Here is a 16,522-nt window from a genome sequence, read left to right on the forward strand (position 1 = left end):
AAAGACTTAGCGCACGCCCAAACACAAACGGCCCGGCCTTGGGAGGCCCGGCGCGACAGCACGGCGATGCTAACGGGAAGAGGAGTGGTGGGTGTACAAGGACTCGAACCTTGGGCCCGCTGATTAAGAGTCAGCTGCTCTACCAACTGAGCTATACACCCGCCCCTCGAAGGCCGCCGCCGTGGCGCCAGCCAGCCGGGTCTTGCGTCCCGGTGAGGGCGGTTTCATACGGCGATAGGCGGCGCTTGTCGACAGAAAAATGCATCGGCGCCTCGACATGGCGCCCTTGCAGGAACAAAGGGGCGGCATGGGCGCCCCTCCGCACCGGGGTGGTCAGAAATCGCTCATGCCGCGGCGGGACATGCGCACGTCCCGGTGGACATGGACGCACAGCAGCAGGCCGAAGCCGATCATGACCGTCAGGGCCGACGATCCGCCATAGGAGATCAACGGCAGGGGCACGCCCACCACGGGGATCAGGCCCATGACCATGGCGATGTTGATGAACATGTACAGGAACAGGTTCACCGTCAGCCCCATGGCCACCAGGCGGCCGTACTGGTGCCGGCAGCGCATGGCGATGACATAGCCGTAGACCAGCAGCAGGGCGTACATGGCCAGGAACACCAGCGCCCCCACCATGCCCATCTCCTCCGCCAGCATGGTGAAGATGAAGTCGGTCTGCTTTTCCGGCAGGAAGTTCAGATGGCTTTGCGAGCCCATGAGGAAGCCCTTGCCGAACATGCCGCCGGAGCCCAGGGCGATCTTGGACTGCATGATGTGGTAGCCATGCCCCAGAGGATCGTTCTCGGGGTTCAGGAAGGTGTTCACCCGGTTCTTCTGGTAGTCGTGCATGAAGTGCCAGATGACCGGGATGGCGGCCAGCACGCTGCCGATGACCAGGGCGAACTTCCACAGCCGTACGCCCACCAGCCAGAAGATGGCGCCGGAAACCATCAGCAGCATGAGCGAGGTGCCCAGGTTGGGCTGAAGCAGCACCAGGCAGACGGGCGCCACGATCATGACCAGGGCCGGGATCAGGAAGGTGATACGGCCGGTATCCTCCAGCGAGGCGCCGTGGAAATAGCGCGCCAGCGCCATCACCAGCGTCACCTTCATCAGCTCGGACGGCTGCAGCTGCATGAAGCCCAGGTCGATCCAGCGCTGCGCGCCCATGCCGACGTGGCCCATGACCTCCACCACGATCAGCAGGAAAAAGGCGATGCCGTAGAGGAAGTAGGAAAACTTCAGCCACAGGCGGATGTCGATCAGCGCCACCACCAGCATCAGCACCAGGCCGACGGCGAAGCGCATGATCTGGCGGGTGGCCCAAGGGTCGAAGTTGCCGTTCGCCGCGGAATAAAGCATGGCGAAGCCGATGCAGGCCACGGCCGTGATCAGCAGCACCAGGCTCCAGCTGATCTGGCCCAGCTTCTCCCCCAGGCTCATGTTGGACTGGGGGTCCAGACCCATGTCGAGATTGATCATCGCGGCGTTCCTTCCCCGGGCATGGCGGGGGCGGCAGTGACTTGGGTGGGGGCGGGCGGGGCGGCGGCGCCGGCATCGGCCTGCTGCGCCCGGGCGGCTTCCATCAACTGGATTTCCAGCAGCAGGTCGCGGGCGATGGGGGCGGCGACCGAGCTGCCGCCCACGCCATGCTCCACGATGATGGCGCAGGCGTAGCGCGGCGCCTGCACCGGCGCGAAGGCGATGAACAGGGCGTTGTCGCGGTCCTTCCAGGGCCGCTCGGCCTTCAGCAGGCCGGCGTTGCGCTCCGCCATGGTGATGCGCTTGACCTGGGCGGTACCCGACTTGCCGCCCATCTCAAACCCCGGCTGGGTGATGCGGGCGGCGTAGGCGGTGCCGCCGGCCGAGGTGACGCCCGCCATGCCGGCCAGCACGCGCTGGATGAATTCCGGCTTCACCCCGATGTCGGGCCAATTGGTCTGCTCGGCGTATTCCTGCTCCACCGCCTTGGTCAGGTGGGGCTTCACCGCCTTGCCGCCGCTGGCCAGGCGGGCGCACATCACCGCCAGCTGGATGGGGGTGGCGGTGACGTAGCCCTGGCCAATGGCCACGCTCAACGTTTCGCCATCGTACCAATTTTCCTTGTAGGTACGGCGCTTCCACTTGGTGTCGGGAATGATGCCCGTCTTCTCGCCCGGCAGGTCCAGGTCGGTGCGATCGCCCAGGCCGAAGCGCCGGGCCATGTCGGCGATGCGGTCCACCCCGATGCGCCGCGCCAGGTCGTAGAAATAGACGTCGCAGGACATGCGGATGGCGTCGTGCATGTCGACGGAGCCGTGGCCACCCTTCTTATAGCAGTGGAAGGTGTGCCCGCCAAAATCGTAGTGGCCCGGGCAGAAGACCCGGTGGGTGGGGTCCACCCCCGCCTCCAGCCCCGCCAGCGCCGTCATGGGCTTGAAGGTGGAGCCCGGGGCGTAGTGGCCGGCCACCACCTTGTTGGTCAGGGGCGAGGCCTCGTTCTTGATCAGGCTGTCATAGAGATCCTGCGGGATCCCCATGGCGAACTGGTTGGGGTCGAAGCTGGGGTGGGAGGCCAGCGCCAGGATACCGCCGGTCTGCACATCCAGTACCACGGCGGCGGCGCTCTCATGCTCCGCCAGGCGCTGCTGGGCGTAGTACTGCAGCTTGGCGTCGATGGTCAGCGTCACCTGGTGGCCCGGCTGGCCGTCGTTGCGCGCCAGCTCACGCACCACCCGACCCACGGCGTTGACCTCCAGCTGGCTGGTGCCGGCGGTGCCGCGCAGGGCCAGATCGTGCTTGCGCTCGATGCCGCTCTTGCCGATGCGGAAGCCCGGCAGGGACAGCAGCGGATCGCGGGCGTTCTGCAGCTCCTGTTCCGACACCACGCCGACATAGCCCAGGATGTGCGCCGCCTGCTCCCCGAAGGGGTAGGAGCGCACCTGCCCCACCTCGATGGAGACGCCGGGCAGGTCGGGCAGGTTCACCTCGATGGCCGAGACCTGGTCCCAGGTCAGGTTCTCACGCAGGGTCACGGGCGCGAAGGAGCGCAGGCGGTCCACGTCGCGCAGGATGCGGCGGCGGTCGGCGTCGGTCAGCGGCAGCAGCTTGACCACCTTGTCCAGCGTCTCATCCACGTCGTCGGTGCGTTCGGACACCAGTACGGCGCGGAAGTTCTGCTCGTTCACCGCCAGGGGCACGCCGCTGCGATCGACGATGATGCCGCGCGACGGCGCCAGCAGGCGCAAGGAGATGCGGTTGTCCTCCGCCAGGGTGGTGTAGTGGTCGCCTTCCAGGATCTGCAGGTAGTAGAGGCGCGCCACCAGGGCGGACAAGGCGCCGGCCTTCAGCCCGCCCAGCACCAGCGTGCGGCGGTTCATGACGCGCTGGCGCTCGGCGTCCCTATCGATCGCGTTGAACATCGTAAGTTTTTACCCCCTCAGACGCCGGGCGCCCGCATCCGCGGGCTTGGGCTTCCTCGGCTTCCAGTCCACTTCGTTCCCCGGAAACCTCCGGCGGACGCAGTCGCGTCCTACAACGGCATGAGAAATGCCTCATGCCGTTGGCATTTCGCTTCGGGTCAGCTCAGCAGGCTGCGGTGCAGCTTGCTGAAGCACCAGGCCGGCAGCGGGAACAGCACGATGGCCAGCAGCGCCTGAGCCACCACGTTGCCCGGGGCCACCAGGTGCGCGGTCATCAGACTGTAGGCCACCCACTGCACGGTACCCGCGCCCACCGCCACCAGGGAGAAACCCAGCCACAGGAACCAGAAGGAGTTCCCCAGGAAATAGCGCCGCTGGGTCAGCACCAGCCAGTAGGCCAACACATAGACCAGCGCGCTCATCCCCAAGGGCGACCCGCCCAGAAGATCCTGCAGCCCCCCGATGCCGAAGGCCATATACGGCTTCAGCAGATCGGGGCGATAGATCGCCCAGTAGTAGATGGCCATCAAGGTGAGGGGCGGCGCCACGAAGGAATAGTCGGGCAGCTGCAGGGGCATCATCCCCACCAGCATCGCCGCCACCGTGGTGCTGAAGGGCACCGAGTTCCGCCCGGCCTGGTCCAGGCGCTGCCAAATGCCAACCGCCATGGCGGCGTTACTGCATGGCGCCGGGCTGGGCCGCCTCGGCCGCCAGTCCGCCGGGGATGCCGAAATCGACCAGCTGCACATATTCGATGCGCGACAGGTCGACGATGGGCGTCACCCGCGTCTCCCCATCATGGGTGGCGGCGACGATGCCCACCGGCAGGCCGGCGGGGAACAGTCCGCCATGGCCGGAAGTGAACACCCGCTCACCCACCGTGGGCTCAACCCCGCGCGGGATGTACATCAGGCGCGGCTGATCGGAGTTGTCGCCCGACAGCATGGCGCGCTGGCGGGTGGTTTCCAGTACCACGGGAATGCGCGCGTTGAGGTCGGTGACCAGCAGGATGCGGGACGACCATTCGCCCACCTGCACCACGCGACCGATGACGCCCTGGCCGGCCATGGCGGCCTGGCCCCGGCGCACGCCGTCGCGCTGCCCGGCCATCACCACCAGGGTGCGCACAAAGGCCCCGCCGGGGTCGGCGATGACGCGGGCGGTGATGTAGGAGGCGGCCGGGTCGGGCTTGTAGGCCAGCAGGCCGCGCAGGGAGTTGTTCTCCGCCTCCAGCCGCAGGGCGGTCTGCTGCCACTGGCGCAGGCGCTCGTTATCCTCGCGCAGGCGCTGGTTCTCGGCATACAGCGCCGTCAGCTGGCGGCCGGATTCCAGGACACTGGCCACGGCGCCGGCGGGGCGGGCGATGAAGCCCAGGATGGGGGCGAAGGCGTCGGTGACGCGGGCGCGGGCGGCGTCGATGAACACAGGGTCGACGCGCGTCATCATCATCAGCCCGATGGCGGCCAGTACCATCAGCAGAAATGAGAATCGCTGCAGCAGCGCCCGCATGGGTGCTGCGATCCTGAGCGCGGTGCCACCGCTGCGCATCTTCACAGGCAGTCCCCGTCCCGCTACAGGGGGCCCGGCAATGCATCCGGTTTGGATACGATGCCGGCCCCGTCCCAAAAAAACATCCCAGGCGCCCATGTGGGCGCCCGAAGGCCCTTGGTCAATACATGCTGATCAGCACGTTGCGCAGGGTCTTCATCTCCTCCAGCGCCCGGCCCGTGCCCAGCGCCACGCAGGACAGGGGATCATCGGCGATCGACACCGGCAGCCCCGTGGCGTGACGCAGGACGAAGTCCAGGTTGGACAGCAGGGCGCCGCCACCGGTCAGCACGATGCCCTTGTCCACGATGTCCGCCGCCAGTTCGGGCGCGGTATGCTCCAGCGCGACCTTCACGGCCTCTATGATCTGGCTCACCGGTTCCGCCAGGCTCTCGGCGATCTGGCGTTCGCTGATGATGAGTTCCTTGGGAACCCCGTTCATCAGGTCACGGCCCTTTATCTCCATCACCCGGCCCTCACCATCCTCCGGCGGGCAGGCGGAACCGATTTCCTTCTTGATGCGCTCGGCCGAGCCCTCGCCCACCAGAAGGTTATGGTTGCGGCGGATGTAGCCGATGATGGCCTCATCCATCTTGTCGCCGCCCACGCGGACGGAGCGGGAATAGACGATGCCGCCCAGCGACAGGACGGCCACCTCGGTGGTACCGCCGCCGATGTCCACCACCATGCTGCCCGTCGGCTCGGTCACCGGCAGGCCAGCGCCGATGGCGGCGGCCATGGGCTCCTCAATCAGGAAGACGCGGCGGGCGCCGGCGGCCTCGGCCGATTCCTGGATGGCGCGGCGCTCAACGGCGGTGGAACCCGACGGCACGCAGATGATGACCTGCGGGCTGGCGAAGCTGCGGCGGTTATGCACCTTGCGGATGAAATGCTTGATCATTTCCTCCGCAACTTCGAAGTCGGCGATGACGCCATCGCGCAACGGACGGATGGCCTGAATGTTGCCCGGCGTGCGGCCCAGCATCAGCTTGGCCTCGTCACCGACGGCCAAGACCTGCTTCTTGCCGCGGACGTTCGCAATCGCGACCACGGACGGTTCGTTCAGGACAATACCGCGACCCTTGACGTAGACCAGCGTATTGGCCGTGCCGAGGTCGATCGCCATATCGGCGGAGAAAATGCCAAGCAAGTTCGTAGGACATCGGTTAGTGGGTTGCGGGAAAGTGGCCCTGCGCACCGCGGTTTCCGCGTGGGAAACGAGCATCGCACCGCCATAGGGGTTGCATAGAACAGAATTGCTAGGCCGCTCAAGCCCTGATGACACCCCGCCCGTGATTTTATCGCCGCGGCGCGGAACGCTTGTGAACCAAGGGACGCCCAGGGGGCGGTTCCGGTGCGCCCAGGCACCTTCACCGCTCACCAAACCCGCCCCGGCAACCTGCGGGCGCACTAGCCCGCCGCCTGCACCGCCCGGTCGCCCGCCCCCATGCGGGACTCGGGATTAAGAGGTTAATATGGGCATTCCCTCACATCCCGGGCCCTCACATCCCGGGCCTCAGGCGCTGATCGCCGCCGGCGCCGTCTTCTGCCGCTTGACCAGCAGCTTGTTCAAGGCGTGCAGGTAGGCGCGGCAGGAGGAAACCAGGGTGTCGGCGTCCGCCCCCTGACCGTTCACGGTCTTGCCACCCTCCTCCAGGCGCACGGTCACCTCGGCCTGGGCGTCGGTGCCGGCCGTCACGGCGTGCACCTGGTAAAGTTGCAGCCGGGCCTCGTGCGGGAAGACCTGCTTGATGGCGTTGAACACGGCGTCCACCGGGCCGTTGCCGAAGCTGACCACCGGCGGCACGGCCTCCCCCCCACCGTCACCTCCAGCACCGCGTGCTGCGGCCCGCGCGACCCGGCCACCACCTGCAGCGAGACGAACTGGATGTGGTCGTGCTGGCGGCCCACCTCGTCATCGATGAGGGCGATGATGTCCTCGTCGAACACGTCCTTCTTGCGGTCGGCCAAATCCTTGAAGCGGCGGAACGCCTCGTTCACGGCGTTGTCGCCCATATCCTCGTAGCCCAGCTCCTTCAGCTTGGCGCGGAAGGCGGCGCGGCCGGAATGCTTGCCCATCACCAGGGTGGACCGGTTCAGGCCAACCGATTCCGGGGTCATGATCTCATAGGTGGCGGCGTGCTTCAGCATGCCGTCCTGGTGGATGCCGAACTCATGGGCGAAGGCGTTGGCGCCGACGATGGCCTTGTTGGGCTGCACCACGAAGCCGGTGATGGTGGACACCAGGCGCGAGGCGCGGGTGATGGCCTCGGTCTTGATGCCCGTCTTGTACGGCAGGTAGTCGGCGCGGGTGCGCAGCGCCATCACGATCTCTTCCAGGGCGGCGTTGCCCGCGCGCTCCCCCAGGCCGTTAATGGTGCATTCCACCTGGCGGGCGCCGCCGGCGACACCGGCCAGCGAGTTGGCCACGGCCAGACCCAGGTCGTTGTGGCAATGGACCGAGAAGATGGCCTGGTCGCTGTTGGGCGTCTTTTCCCGCACCGCGCGGATCAGCGCGCCGTATTCCTCCGGCACGGCATAGCCCACGGTGTCGGGGATGTTGATGGTGGTGGCGCCAGCCTTGATGGCGGTTTCGACGCAGCGGCAGAGGAAGTCCAGCTCGGTACGCGAGCCGTCCTCGGCCGACCATTCCACGTCCTCGACATGGTTGCGGGCCAGGGTCACGCTGTCCCAGATGGCCTGGACCACGGCGTCCGGCTCCATCTGCAGCTTGTACTTCATGTGCAGCGGGCTGGTGGAGATGAAGGTGTGGATGCGCTGGCGCGCCGCCCCCTTCAACGCCTCGGCCGCGCGCTCGATATCGTTGCGGTGGGCGCGGGCCAGGCCGGCGATGGTGGCGTTGCGCACCACCCGGCCCACCTCCCGCACCGCTTCGAAATCCCCGTTGGAGGCGGCGGGGAAGCCGGCCTCGATCACGTCCACGCCCATCTCTTCCAGCGTCTGGGCGATGCGGATCTTCTCTTCCAGGTTCATGGAGGCGCCGGGCGACTGCTCGCCGTCGCGCAGGGTGGTGTCGAAGATGATGACGCGGTCGGAGGACGGGTGGGTCATGGCGAAAAATCCTGGGCTCGGGATCCGTCTGGTCTACGCCCCGTTCCCGCCCCTGGCAACATTTGACCAGCGTTTTGTTTCCGCAAAGCAGATGCGGACGACAGGAATGCGTCTGGAATGCTGCGCCCGCGAAAAGAAAAAGACCGGCACCCGTCAGGCGCCGGCCCTTTCTTTTTCTCAATCGCCGGGCGCGGTCGCGTCCTCGCCACTCCGCCCCGGGAATGGTCCGCGAACCGCTTAGTTGCGGCTCTTGTCCACCAGCTTGTTGCTGGCGATCCAGGGCATCATGGCGCGCAGCTTGCCGCCCACTTCCTCGATCGGGTGCTCGGCCTCGCGGCGGCGGGTGGCCTTGAAGCTGGGCAGGCCGGCCTTGTTCTCCAGCATCCAGTCGCGGGTGAAGCGGCCGGACTGGATGTCGTCCAGCACGCGCTTCATCTCGGCCTTGGTCTCCGAGGTGACGATGCGCGGGCCGGTGACGTAGTCGCCATACTCGGCGGTGTTGGAGATGGAGTAGCGCATGTTGGCGATGCCGCCCTCGTAGATCAGGTCCACGATCAGCTTCACCTCGTGCAGGCACTCGAAGTAGGCCATCTCAGGCGCGTAACCCGCCTCGACCAGGGTCTCGAAGCCGGCCTGGATCAGCTTGGTCAGGCCGCCGCACAGCACAGCCTGCTCACCGAACAGGTCGGTCTCGCACTCTTCCTTGAAGGTGGTCTCGATGATGCCCGAGCGGCCACCGCCCACGGCGGAGGCGTAGGACAGCGCCACTTCCAGGGCGTTGCCCGAGGCGTTCTGGTGCACGGCCACCAGGCAGGGGACGCCGCCGCCCTTCTGGTATTCGCCGCGCACGGTGTGGCCGGGGCCCTTGGGCGCGATCATGAACACGTCCAGGTCCGGGCGCGGCTCGATCAGGCGGAAGTGCACGTTCAGGCCGTGGCCGAAGGCGATGGCGGCACCCTGGCGCAGGTTGGCGGCCAGCTCGTCACGGTACAGGTCGGCCTGCAGCTCGTCCGGCGTCAGGATCATGACGACGTCGGCCCAGGCGGCGGCCTCGGCCGGGGTGACCACTTTGAAGCCGGCGCCTTCGGCCTTCTTGGTCGTGGCCGAGCCGGCGCGCAGCGCCACCACGATCTCCTTCACCCCGCTGTCGCGCAGGTTCTGGGCGTGGGCGTGGCCCTGGCTGCCGTAACCGATGATGGCAACCTTCTTGCCCTTGATCAGGTTAACGTCGGCGTCACGATCATAATAAACGCGCATGGGTCTCAGCCTTTTGTTGGTTGCGCCCGCCAACCCTTGGGGGCGCGCTCTCATGGATTGTCGCCGTCCCGGTCACCCGGGAAAAGCGGTTTGGGAAAAAACCGGTCAGATGCCGCCGGGGCCGCGCGACATGGCCACCACGCCGGTGCGCGACACGCCCACCAGGCCCAGTTCCGCCATCAGGCCGATGAAGCGGTCCAGCTCCTCGCCCTGCCCCGTGATCTCAAAAACGAAGCTGGTGATGGTGGCGTCCACCACCCGCGCCTTGAACACATCGGCCAGGCGCAGGGCCTCCACCCGCTTCTCCCCCGTGCCGGCCACCTTGACCAGCGCCGTCTCGCGCTCGACGAAGGGGCCTTCCATCGTCAGGTCGTGCACCCGGTGCACCGGCACCAGCCGGCCCAGCTGCGCCTTGATCTGCTCGATGATCATGGGCGTGCCGCTGGTGACGATGGTGACGCGCGACAGGGTGGCGTCGCGGTCGACCTCCGCCACCGTCAGGCTTTCGATGTTGTAGCCACGGCCCGAGAACAGGCCGATGACGCGGGCCAGCACGCCCGGCTCGTTGTCAACCAGGATGGAGATGGTGTGCCGTTCGATGGCGGGGGCGGGTTGGGCGTAACGGGCGGTCAAGATGGGCTCCGGTCAGGCGGTGTGGCGGGTGTGGCGGCGATGGGAGGGATGGCGCTCATACCAGCACCATGCCGTCCTCCGGCGTCGCGTTCTCCACCTTCTCGTCCGGGCCCAGCAGCATCTCGTTGTGGGCGCGGCCGCCGGGAATCATGGGGAAGCAGTTTTCCTTCTGGTCCACGCACATGTCGACAATGACCGGGCGCTTCACCTTGATCATCTCGGCGATGACGTCGTCCACCTGGCTGACCTCGGTCGCCCGCAGGCCCACGCCGCCGAAGGCGTCGGCCAGCTTGACGAAATCGGGCAGCGCCTCGGAATAGCTTTCCGAGTAGCGGCCGCCGTGCAGCAGTTCCTGCCACTGGCGGACCATGCCCATGTATTGGTTGTTCAGGATGAAGACCTTGACCGGCAGGCGGTACTGCAGGGCCGTCGCCATCTCCTGGATGTTCATCAGGATGCTGGCCTCGCCCGCCACGTCGATGCACAGGGCGTCGGGATGGGCCACCTGGGCGCCGATGGCCGCCGGCAGGCCATAGCCCATGGTGCCGAGGCCGCCGGAGGTCATCCAGTGGTTGGGCTTGTCGAAGGGCAGGAACTGCGCCGCCCACATCTGGTGCTGGCCGACCTCGGTCGTGATGAAGACGTCGTCACGGCCGGAGATGGCGGCGCGCAGGCGTTCCAGCGCGTACTGCGGCTTGATGATCTTGGTGGTCTTGTCGTAGCGCAAGCAATCACGCGCCCGCCAGAACTCGATCTGCTCCCACCACTCGGCCAGGGCCGCCTTGTCCGGCTGCTTGCCGCGCGCCTTCCAGATGCGGATCATGTCTTCCAGCACATGGGCGGCGTCGCCGACGATGGGCACGTCCACCCGCACATTCTTGTTGATGCTGGACGGGTCGATATCGACGTGGATCTTGACCGAGTTGGGCGAGAATTCCGAGACCTTGCCGGTGACCCGGTCATCGAAGCGGGCGCCGATGCAGACCATGACGTCGCAGCCGTGCATGGCGAGGTTCGCCTCGTACGTGCCGTGCATGCCCAGCATGCCCAGCCACTGCCGGTCGGACGCGGGATAGGCGCCCAGGCCCATCAGGGTGGTGGTGCAGGGATAGCCCGTCATGCGCACGAACTGCGTCAGCAGCTGGCTGGCCACGGGGCCGGCGTTGATGACGCCGCCGCCGACGTAGAAGATGGGCCGCTTGGCCTTGGCCAGCAGGTCGATGGCCTCTTCCACCCGGTTCAGGTCCGGCTTCACCTGCGGGCGATAACTCTTGGGCATGCTGTCGGCCGGGGAACGGTAGGTCCCTTCCGCGAACTGCACGTCCTTGGGGATGTCGATGACGACGGGACCCGGGCGGCCGTTCTTGGCCACGTAAAAGGCCTCGTGCAGGGTGCGGGCCAGGTTGTTGACGTCCTTCACCAGGTAGTTGTGCTTGGTGCAGGGACGGGTGATGCCCGTGGTGTCGCATTCCTGGAAGGCGTCGTTGCCGATCAGGTGCGTGGCGACCTGGCCGGACAGGCAGACGATGGGAATGCTGTCCATCAGGGCGTCGGCCAGGCCGGTGACGGCGTTGGTGGCGCCGGGGCCGCTGGTGACCAGCACGACGCCGACCTTGCCCGTGGACCGGGCATAGCCCTCGGCCGCGTGCAGCGCCGCCTGTTCATGGCGGACCAGGATGTGGCGGATGTCGTTCTGCTGGAAAAGCGCGTCATAGATGGGAAGTACGGCGCCACCCGGATAGCCGAAAATGACCTCTACGCCCTGGTCCCGCAGCGCCTTCAGGACGATGTCGGCACCGGTCAGACTGGTCTCGTTCGTGGCAGCACTCATTTCCCAAAAATCCTGGTTTCCAGTCACCCCGTCGGGCCCGCTCACCGGACCCGCTCGGGAATACCCCAGCCCCCTTCGCAGACGCGAAGGCCGGGCGGATTGGGACCGTAGACGGAACCGTACCCAGGGTCAACCGGTTTTGCGAATTATCGCAAAGATTTCACTCAACAGACTTTCGATTAATTTCTCATAACCGGTATGCGTCTGACTGAAACCGGGATCAACCCGGCGGGCTTCCGCCATTTGGTGACGGAACCAAGTGGTCTGCCGCTTGGCGTAATTGCGCGTGTGGCGCTGCGCCAAGGCCACCGCCGCCTCCACCGTCAGCGTGCCGGCAAGGTGGGCCGCCAGTTCCGGCACGCCCAGCGCCTTCATGGCCGGCAGGTCGGGATCGAGGCCCAAGTCCAGCAGCGCCCGCACCTCGTCCAGCGCCCCCTGCCGCATCATCGCCAGGAAGCGCGCGTCACCGTTGGCATAGAGGCGGTCGCGCGGCGGATCGACCACGATGGTATGGAAGGCGAGGTCGGTGGGCGCCGTGGCGGCGGCCGCGCGCTGCCAATCGCCCAGGGTGCGACCGGTGCCCACCACCACCTCCCACGCGCGCACCAGGCGCTGGGTGTCGCCGGCGGCCAGCTTAGCCGCCCCCTCCGGATCCCTGGCCGCCAAATCCTGGTGGAAGGCGGGTCCGCCCAGCCTGGCGTGCAGGGCCTTGGCCTGGTCCCGCACGGCGTCGTCGATGGCGGGGATGTCGGCGATACCGCTCATGAGGGTGCGCAGGTAAAGGCCGGTGCCGCCCACCAGGATGGGCCGCTCCGCCGCCCGCACCTCCGCCAGCGCCAGGTCGCGCCAATGCGCCGCCGACATGCGCAGCGACGGCGGCACGGTGCCGTAGAGGCGGTGGGGCGCCTGTGACAGATCGTCCGGACCGGGCTGGGCGGTCAGCAGGGCCAGGCCCTGGTACACCTGCATGCTGTCGGCGTTGATGACGGTGCCGCCCAGGCGCACCGCGAGGTCCAAGGCCAGGCGCGACTTGCCCGAGGCGGTGGGGCCACCGATGACGATCACCGCCTTGGGGACCCGCTTGGGTTCCTTTGTTGCTGAATCGGGACCCGCGACAGCACGGATCGCAGGGGCCGGATGCCCCACTGCGTCTTGCCTGCCGGCCCCGCCCCCCGTATCAAGACCGGCGGAAGCCCCCTCAAACCCTTCGGACATGCCATGACCCATGTGGTGACCCTAATCGCCGGCGCCCCCCTGACAGAGGCGGAGGCCGCGGCGGCGACGCTGGACGATAGCATGGTCCGGGCGGCGCGCGCCGCCCTGCAGGCGCTGGGGGCGGAAACCAGCACCCCCGATTGGCTGGCCCCGGGCCGCGCCTGCGACATCGCCTTCGCCGGCTTGCATGCCGACCAGGCCCAGGCCGCCTGCGCCCAGGCGCTGCTGGGCCAGCCGGTGGACGCCATCACGCAGGAGGCGGCCGGCCGGCGCAAGGCCGTGCTGGTCGCCGACATGGAATCGACCATCATCCACCAGGAGATGTTGGATGAGCTGGGCGCCCTGATCGGCCGGCGCGACACCATCGCCGAGATCACCCGCCGCGCCATGAACGGCGAGATCGACTTCAAGGGCGCCCTGCGCGAGCGCGTGGCCCTGCTGGCCGGCATGGACGCCGCCGTGATCGAGGAGTTGAAGGGCATCGTCACCCTGATGCCGGGCGCCCGGTCGCTGGTCGCCACCATGCGCAAGCACGGCGCCCACTGCGCCCTGGTGTCCGGCGGCTTCAAGCCTTTCACCGCCCATGTGCGCGGCATGGTGGGCTTTGACGAGGACCAGGCCAACGACCTGGTCATCCAGGACGGCAAGCTGACCGGCCAGCCGGTGGAACCCATCCTGGACAAGGATGCCAAGGCCGCGGCGCTGACCCGCATCTGCGCCCAGCGGCGCGTGCCCCTGGCCGCCGCCGTCACCGTGGGCGACGGTGCCAACGACCTGCCCATGCTGCTGGCCGCCGGCCTCGGCATCGCCTTCCACGCCAAGCCGGCGGTGGCGGCATCCGCGCGGGCCAAGGTCGACCACGGCGACCTGATGGCCCTGCTCTACGCCCAGGGCTATCGGGAAAGCGAGATCGTGGTCGGCTGAGGTCAGGCCGCCTGGGATGTACCACCATAGGGGTTGGCCACGCCGGGCAGGATGTTGCTAATCTGGAAGTAGCGGTCCCAGAACGGGGTGTCGCGCAGGTCTTCCACCAGATGCTGATAGGCCTCGTGGCTGCGCGCCTCCCAGACCCAGACGTCGGTGACGGCGGCGGAGTAGAACTCCACGTCATAGAAGCGGAGGCGGACGTCATCCCGGTATCGGGCCAGCACCGGCTCGACATGCTGGGCCAAGGCCTGGCGCCGCTGCTCGCCCGGCAGGGCCAGCCATTCCGGCAGGCTTTTCACCAGCATGAAGACGGTCAGGGCGGGCCGAAAGCCCTCTCTGGTTTCGATGGTCATTTTGTTCGCCTTTGCAATGGATTGCGATGGCGTCAGTATGCGGCGGACGGCCCCATTCCCCTACTCGCATCCCCATGGGCAAGACACCCGACCTGAAACCCCGCAAATCCCCCACCCAGGCCCGCGCGGCGGAAACGGTGCGCATCATCCTGGAGGCGGCTGCTCGCATTCTGGAGGCGCGGGGGCTGGAGGGGTTCAACACCAACGCAGTGGCGGAACGGGCGGGCGTCAGCGTCGGGTCGCTCTACCAGTACTTCCCTGGCAAGGACGCGCTGGCCGCCGCCCTCATCGAACGGGACAGTGAGACACTGCGGGCGGAGGTCACGGCCGCCGCCGCCCTGCCCGACCCCAAGGCCGCCCTGACCGGCATGATCGCCGCCGCCGTGGAGCACCAGATGCGCCGGCCGGTGCTGGCCCATCTGCTGGACGTCCAGGAAAGCCGCCTGCCCCTGGGGCCGGCGCAGGAGGATCGGGGGGCGGAGCTGCGGGCTTTGCTGGCCCAGGTGCTGGCCCGCACCTCCCTGCCCGCAGGCCTGAGCCTGGAAACGGCGCAAGACGACATCTTCGCCCTCGTCCGCGCCCTGACCGACCAGGCCGGCGCCCGCGGCGACACTGACGCACACGCCCTGCGGGAGCGGATCGGACGCGCCCTGTTCGGGTATCTGGATTTGGTTTAGAAGCGGACCAGCCGCCCTTGCGGCGGTGGGCATGGCGTCGGAAAACGCCGCTTGACCTGGCCATTTATTTCTATAATCGTTGAAATATGGAATCGATACCCGCCGTCAAGCGCCTCTCCGCCCTGGCCCAGGAAAGCCGCCTGGCCGTGTTCCGCCTGCTGGTCAAGGCGGGGCCGGACGGCCTGGCCGCGGGCGACATCGCCCGGGCCCTCGACATTCCGCCCAACACCCTGTCGGCGCAGCTGGCCGTCCTGGCCAATGCCGGCCTGACGGTCAGCCGGCGGGAGGGACGGTCCATCATCCATGCCGCCGACTACGCCGGCATGGGCGCGCTGCTGGTCTATCTGATGGAAGACTGCTGCCAGGGCCGGCCCGAGATCTGTGCGCCCCTGGCCGACACGGCCGCCAAGACCGGTCGTTGTGGCCCCGCCAAACCCGCCGCCGCCTGCTGCTGAGCCATGGACACCCCCCTCTCCCGAGAAGCCCCGGCCCCGTCTGCGGGCATGGCCCGCCGCCTGGTGGCGGAGGGCCTGGGGACGGCCCTGCTGCTGGCCATCGTCATCGGGTCCGGCATCATGGGGGAGCGACTGGCCGGCGGGACCGTCGCTATCGCCCTGCTGGGCAACACCATCGCCACCGGCGCCGGCCTGGTGGTGCTGATCACCATCCTGGGCCCCCTCTCCGGCGCGCACTTCAATCCGGCGGTCACCCTGATGTCGGCGGCGCGGCGTGAACTGGACCTTCCGGCCGCCCTCGCCTACGGCGTCGCGCAGGTGCTGGGCGCGATCGTGGGCGTGTGGGTGGCCCACCTGATGTTCGGGGAGGCGGTGCTTCAAATCTCCACCAAGCTGCGGGACGGGCCGGCACAGGCCTTTTCCGAAGGTGTCGCCACCTTCGGCCTGGTCGCCACCATCCTTGGCGCGCAGCGCTTCCGGCCGCAGGCGACGCCGGTCCTGGTCGGCCTCTATATCACCGCCGCCTACTGGTTCACGGCCTCCACCTCCTTCGCCAACCCGGCGGTGACGCTGGCGCGGTCGCTGAGCGACAGCTTCGCCGGCATCGCCCCGGCCTCCGTTCCCGCTTTCATCCTGGCTCAACTGGCCGGCGCCGCCATCGCGACGGCGCTGGGCGGCTGGCTTTTCCGAGAGGCGCGACCCGCATGAGCGACTTCCCCGTCACCATCCATCACAACCCCGCCTGCGGCACCTCGCGCAACACGCTGGCGATGATCCGCGCCGCCGGATACGAGCCCACGGTGGTGGAGTATGTGCGGGCCGGCTGGACGCGCCCGCAGCTGGAAGGCCTGTTGGCCGCCATGGGCGCCCGCGCGCGGGACATCCTGCGCGACAAGGGCACGCCGGCGGCCGAGTTGGGGTTGCTGGACCCCGATGCCGGGGATGACCGCATCCTGGACGCCATGGTGGCCCACCCCATCCTGGTGAACCGGCCCATCGTGGTGACACCCAAGGGCGTGAAGCTGTGCCGGCCGTCCGAAACGGTGCTGGACCTGCTGGAGCGCCGCCCCGCCTCCTTCACCAAGGAGGATGGCGAGGTGGTGCGGCTGTAGCCCCACCACCGCCGCCGCGTCCTGGCCCCCCAGGC

Annotated in this window: 15 protein-coding genes, 1 tRNA gene and 1 pseudogene; 5 read left to right on the forward strand and 12 right to left on the reverse strand. The window is 67.8% G+C overall.

All coding sequences use genetic code 11. From position 1 onward, the window contains the following. Positions 1-85: 85 nt before the first annotated feature. The 11 genes and pseudogenes from UAJ10_RS21170 to miaA form a co-directional block, all read right to left on the reverse strand. Positions 86-161 (reverse strand) — tRNA-Lys (locus UAJ10_RS21170). 172 nt (positions 162-333) lie between these two features. Continuing rightward, positions 334-1,488, reverse strand: coding sequence for a rod shape-determining protein RodA (rodA, locus tag UAJ10_RS21175; protein WP_145613255.1), 1,155 nt, complete (start codon positions 1,486-1,488; stop codon positions 334-336). Then, complete coding sequence (mrdA, locus tag UAJ10_RS21180) at positions 1,485-3,407, reverse strand: penicillin-binding protein 2 (protein ID WP_322917189.1); 1,923 nt, start codon at positions 3,405-3,407, stop codon at positions 1,485-1,487. The genes rodA and mrdA overlap by 4 nt, the downstream gene beginning before the upstream one ends. 158 nt (positions 3,408-3,565) lie before the next feature. Further along, on the reverse strand, positions 3,566-4,075 hold the full coding sequence (mreD, locus tag UAJ10_RS21185) for a rod shape-determining protein MreD (protein WP_322917190.1): 510 nt from the start codon (positions 4,073-4,075) through the stop codon (positions 3,566-3,568). 7 nt (positions 4,076-4,082) lie between these two features. Further along, the gene (gene mreC, locus UAJ10_RS21190; protein ID WP_277907875.1) at positions 4,083-4,955 is read right to left on the reverse strand and encodes a rod shape-determining protein MreC; all 873 of its coding nucleotides are present in this window, start codon (positions 4,953-4,955) and stop codon (positions 4,083-4,085) included. A gap of 121 nt (positions 4,956-5,076) precedes the next feature. Next, entirely contained in the window at positions 5,077-6,105 is a 1,029-nt protein-coding gene (locus UAJ10_RS21195; protein WP_040849683.1) for a rod shape-determining protein, read from the reverse strand. A gap of 366 nt (positions 6,106-6,471) precedes the next feature. Then, positions 6,472-8,027, reverse strand: a pseudogene (locus tag UAJ10_RS21200) (2-isopropylmalate synthase). A gap of 237 nt (positions 8,028-8,264) precedes the next feature. Next, the gene (ilvC, locus tag UAJ10_RS21205) at positions 8,265-9,284 is read right to left on the reverse strand and encodes a ketol-acid reductoisomerase (protein WP_145613259.1); all 1,020 of its coding nucleotides are present in this window, start codon (positions 9,282-9,284) and stop codon (positions 8,265-8,267) included. 105 nt (positions 9,285-9,389) lie between these two features. Further along, positions 9,390-9,917 carry an acetolactate synthase small subunit gene (gene ilvN, locus UAJ10_RS21210; RefSeq protein ID WP_322917191.1) on the reverse strand — a complete coding sequence of 176 codons (528 nt, stop codon included), beginning with the start codon at positions 9,915-9,917 and terminating at the stop codon, positions 9,390-9,392. 55 nt (positions 9,918-9,972) lie between these two features. Then, the gene (locus UAJ10_RS21215; protein WP_322917192.1) at positions 9,973-11,748 is read right to left on the reverse strand and encodes an acetolactate synthase 3 large subunit; all 1,776 of its coding nucleotides are present in this window, start codon (positions 11,746-11,748) and stop codon (positions 9,973-9,975) included. Positions 11,749-11,877: 129 nt separating this feature from the next. Then, positions 11,878-12,813, reverse strand: a complete 936-nt coding sequence (gene miaA, locus UAJ10_RS21220) for a tRNA (adenosine(37)-N6)-dimethylallyltransferase MiaA (RefSeq protein ID WP_322917193.1) — start codon at positions 12,811-12,813, stop codon at positions 11,878-11,880. 153 nt (positions 12,814-12,966) lie between these two features. Between miaA and serB the strand changes: the two genes are divergently transcribed. Next, on the forward strand, positions 12,967-13,887 hold the full coding sequence (serB, locus tag UAJ10_RS21225; protein ID WP_322917194.1) for a phosphoserine phosphatase SerB: 921 nt from the start codon (positions 12,967-12,969) through the stop codon (positions 13,885-13,887). A 2-nt stretch (positions 13,888-13,889) separates the two neighbouring features. Here the strand turns inward: serB and UAJ10_RS21230 are convergent, their stop codons facing one another. After that, complete coding sequence (locus UAJ10_RS21230) at positions 13,890-14,243, reverse strand: darcynin family protein (protein ID WP_322917195.1); 354 nt, start codon at positions 14,241-14,243, stop codon at positions 13,890-13,892. A 74-nt stretch (positions 14,244-14,317) separates the two neighbouring features. Between UAJ10_RS21230 and UAJ10_RS21235 the strand changes: the two genes are divergently transcribed. The 4 genes from UAJ10_RS21235 to arsC all read left to right on the forward strand — a co-directional run bounded on the left by UAJ10_RS21235 (position 14,318) and on the right by arsC (position 16,487). Continuing rightward, positions 14,318-14,920: a TetR/AcrR family transcriptional regulator gene (locus UAJ10_RS21235; RefSeq protein WP_322917196.1), complete on the forward strand. Its 603-nt coding sequence runs from the start codon at positions 14,318-14,320 to the stop codon at positions 14,918-14,920. A gap of 86 nt (positions 14,921-15,006) precedes the next feature. Continuing rightward, entirely contained in the window at positions 15,007-15,375 is a 369-nt protein-coding gene (locus UAJ10_RS21240) for an ArsR/SmtB family transcription factor (protein ID WP_322917197.1), read from the forward strand. 48 nt (positions 15,376-15,423) lie between these two features. Beyond that, complete coding sequence (locus UAJ10_RS21245; RefSeq protein WP_322917198.1) at positions 15,424-16,083, forward strand: MIP/aquaporin family protein; 660 nt, start codon at positions 15,424-15,426, stop codon at positions 16,081-16,083. Beyond that, the gene (arsC, locus tag UAJ10_RS21250; RefSeq protein ID WP_322917199.1) at positions 16,080-16,487 is read left to right on the forward strand and encodes an arsenate reductase (glutaredoxin); all 408 of its coding nucleotides are present in this window, start codon (positions 16,080-16,082) and stop codon (positions 16,485-16,487) included. The genes UAJ10_RS21245 and arsC overlap by 4 nt, the downstream gene beginning before the upstream one ends. The last annotated feature ends 35 nt before the right edge of the window (positions 16,488-16,522 follow it).

Origin of the sequence: Nitrospirillum guaranorum, from assembly GCF_034653275.1 — a bacterium.
Lineage (GTDB): Bacteria > Pseudomonadota > Alphaproteobacteria > Azospirillales > Azospirillaceae > Nitrospirillum.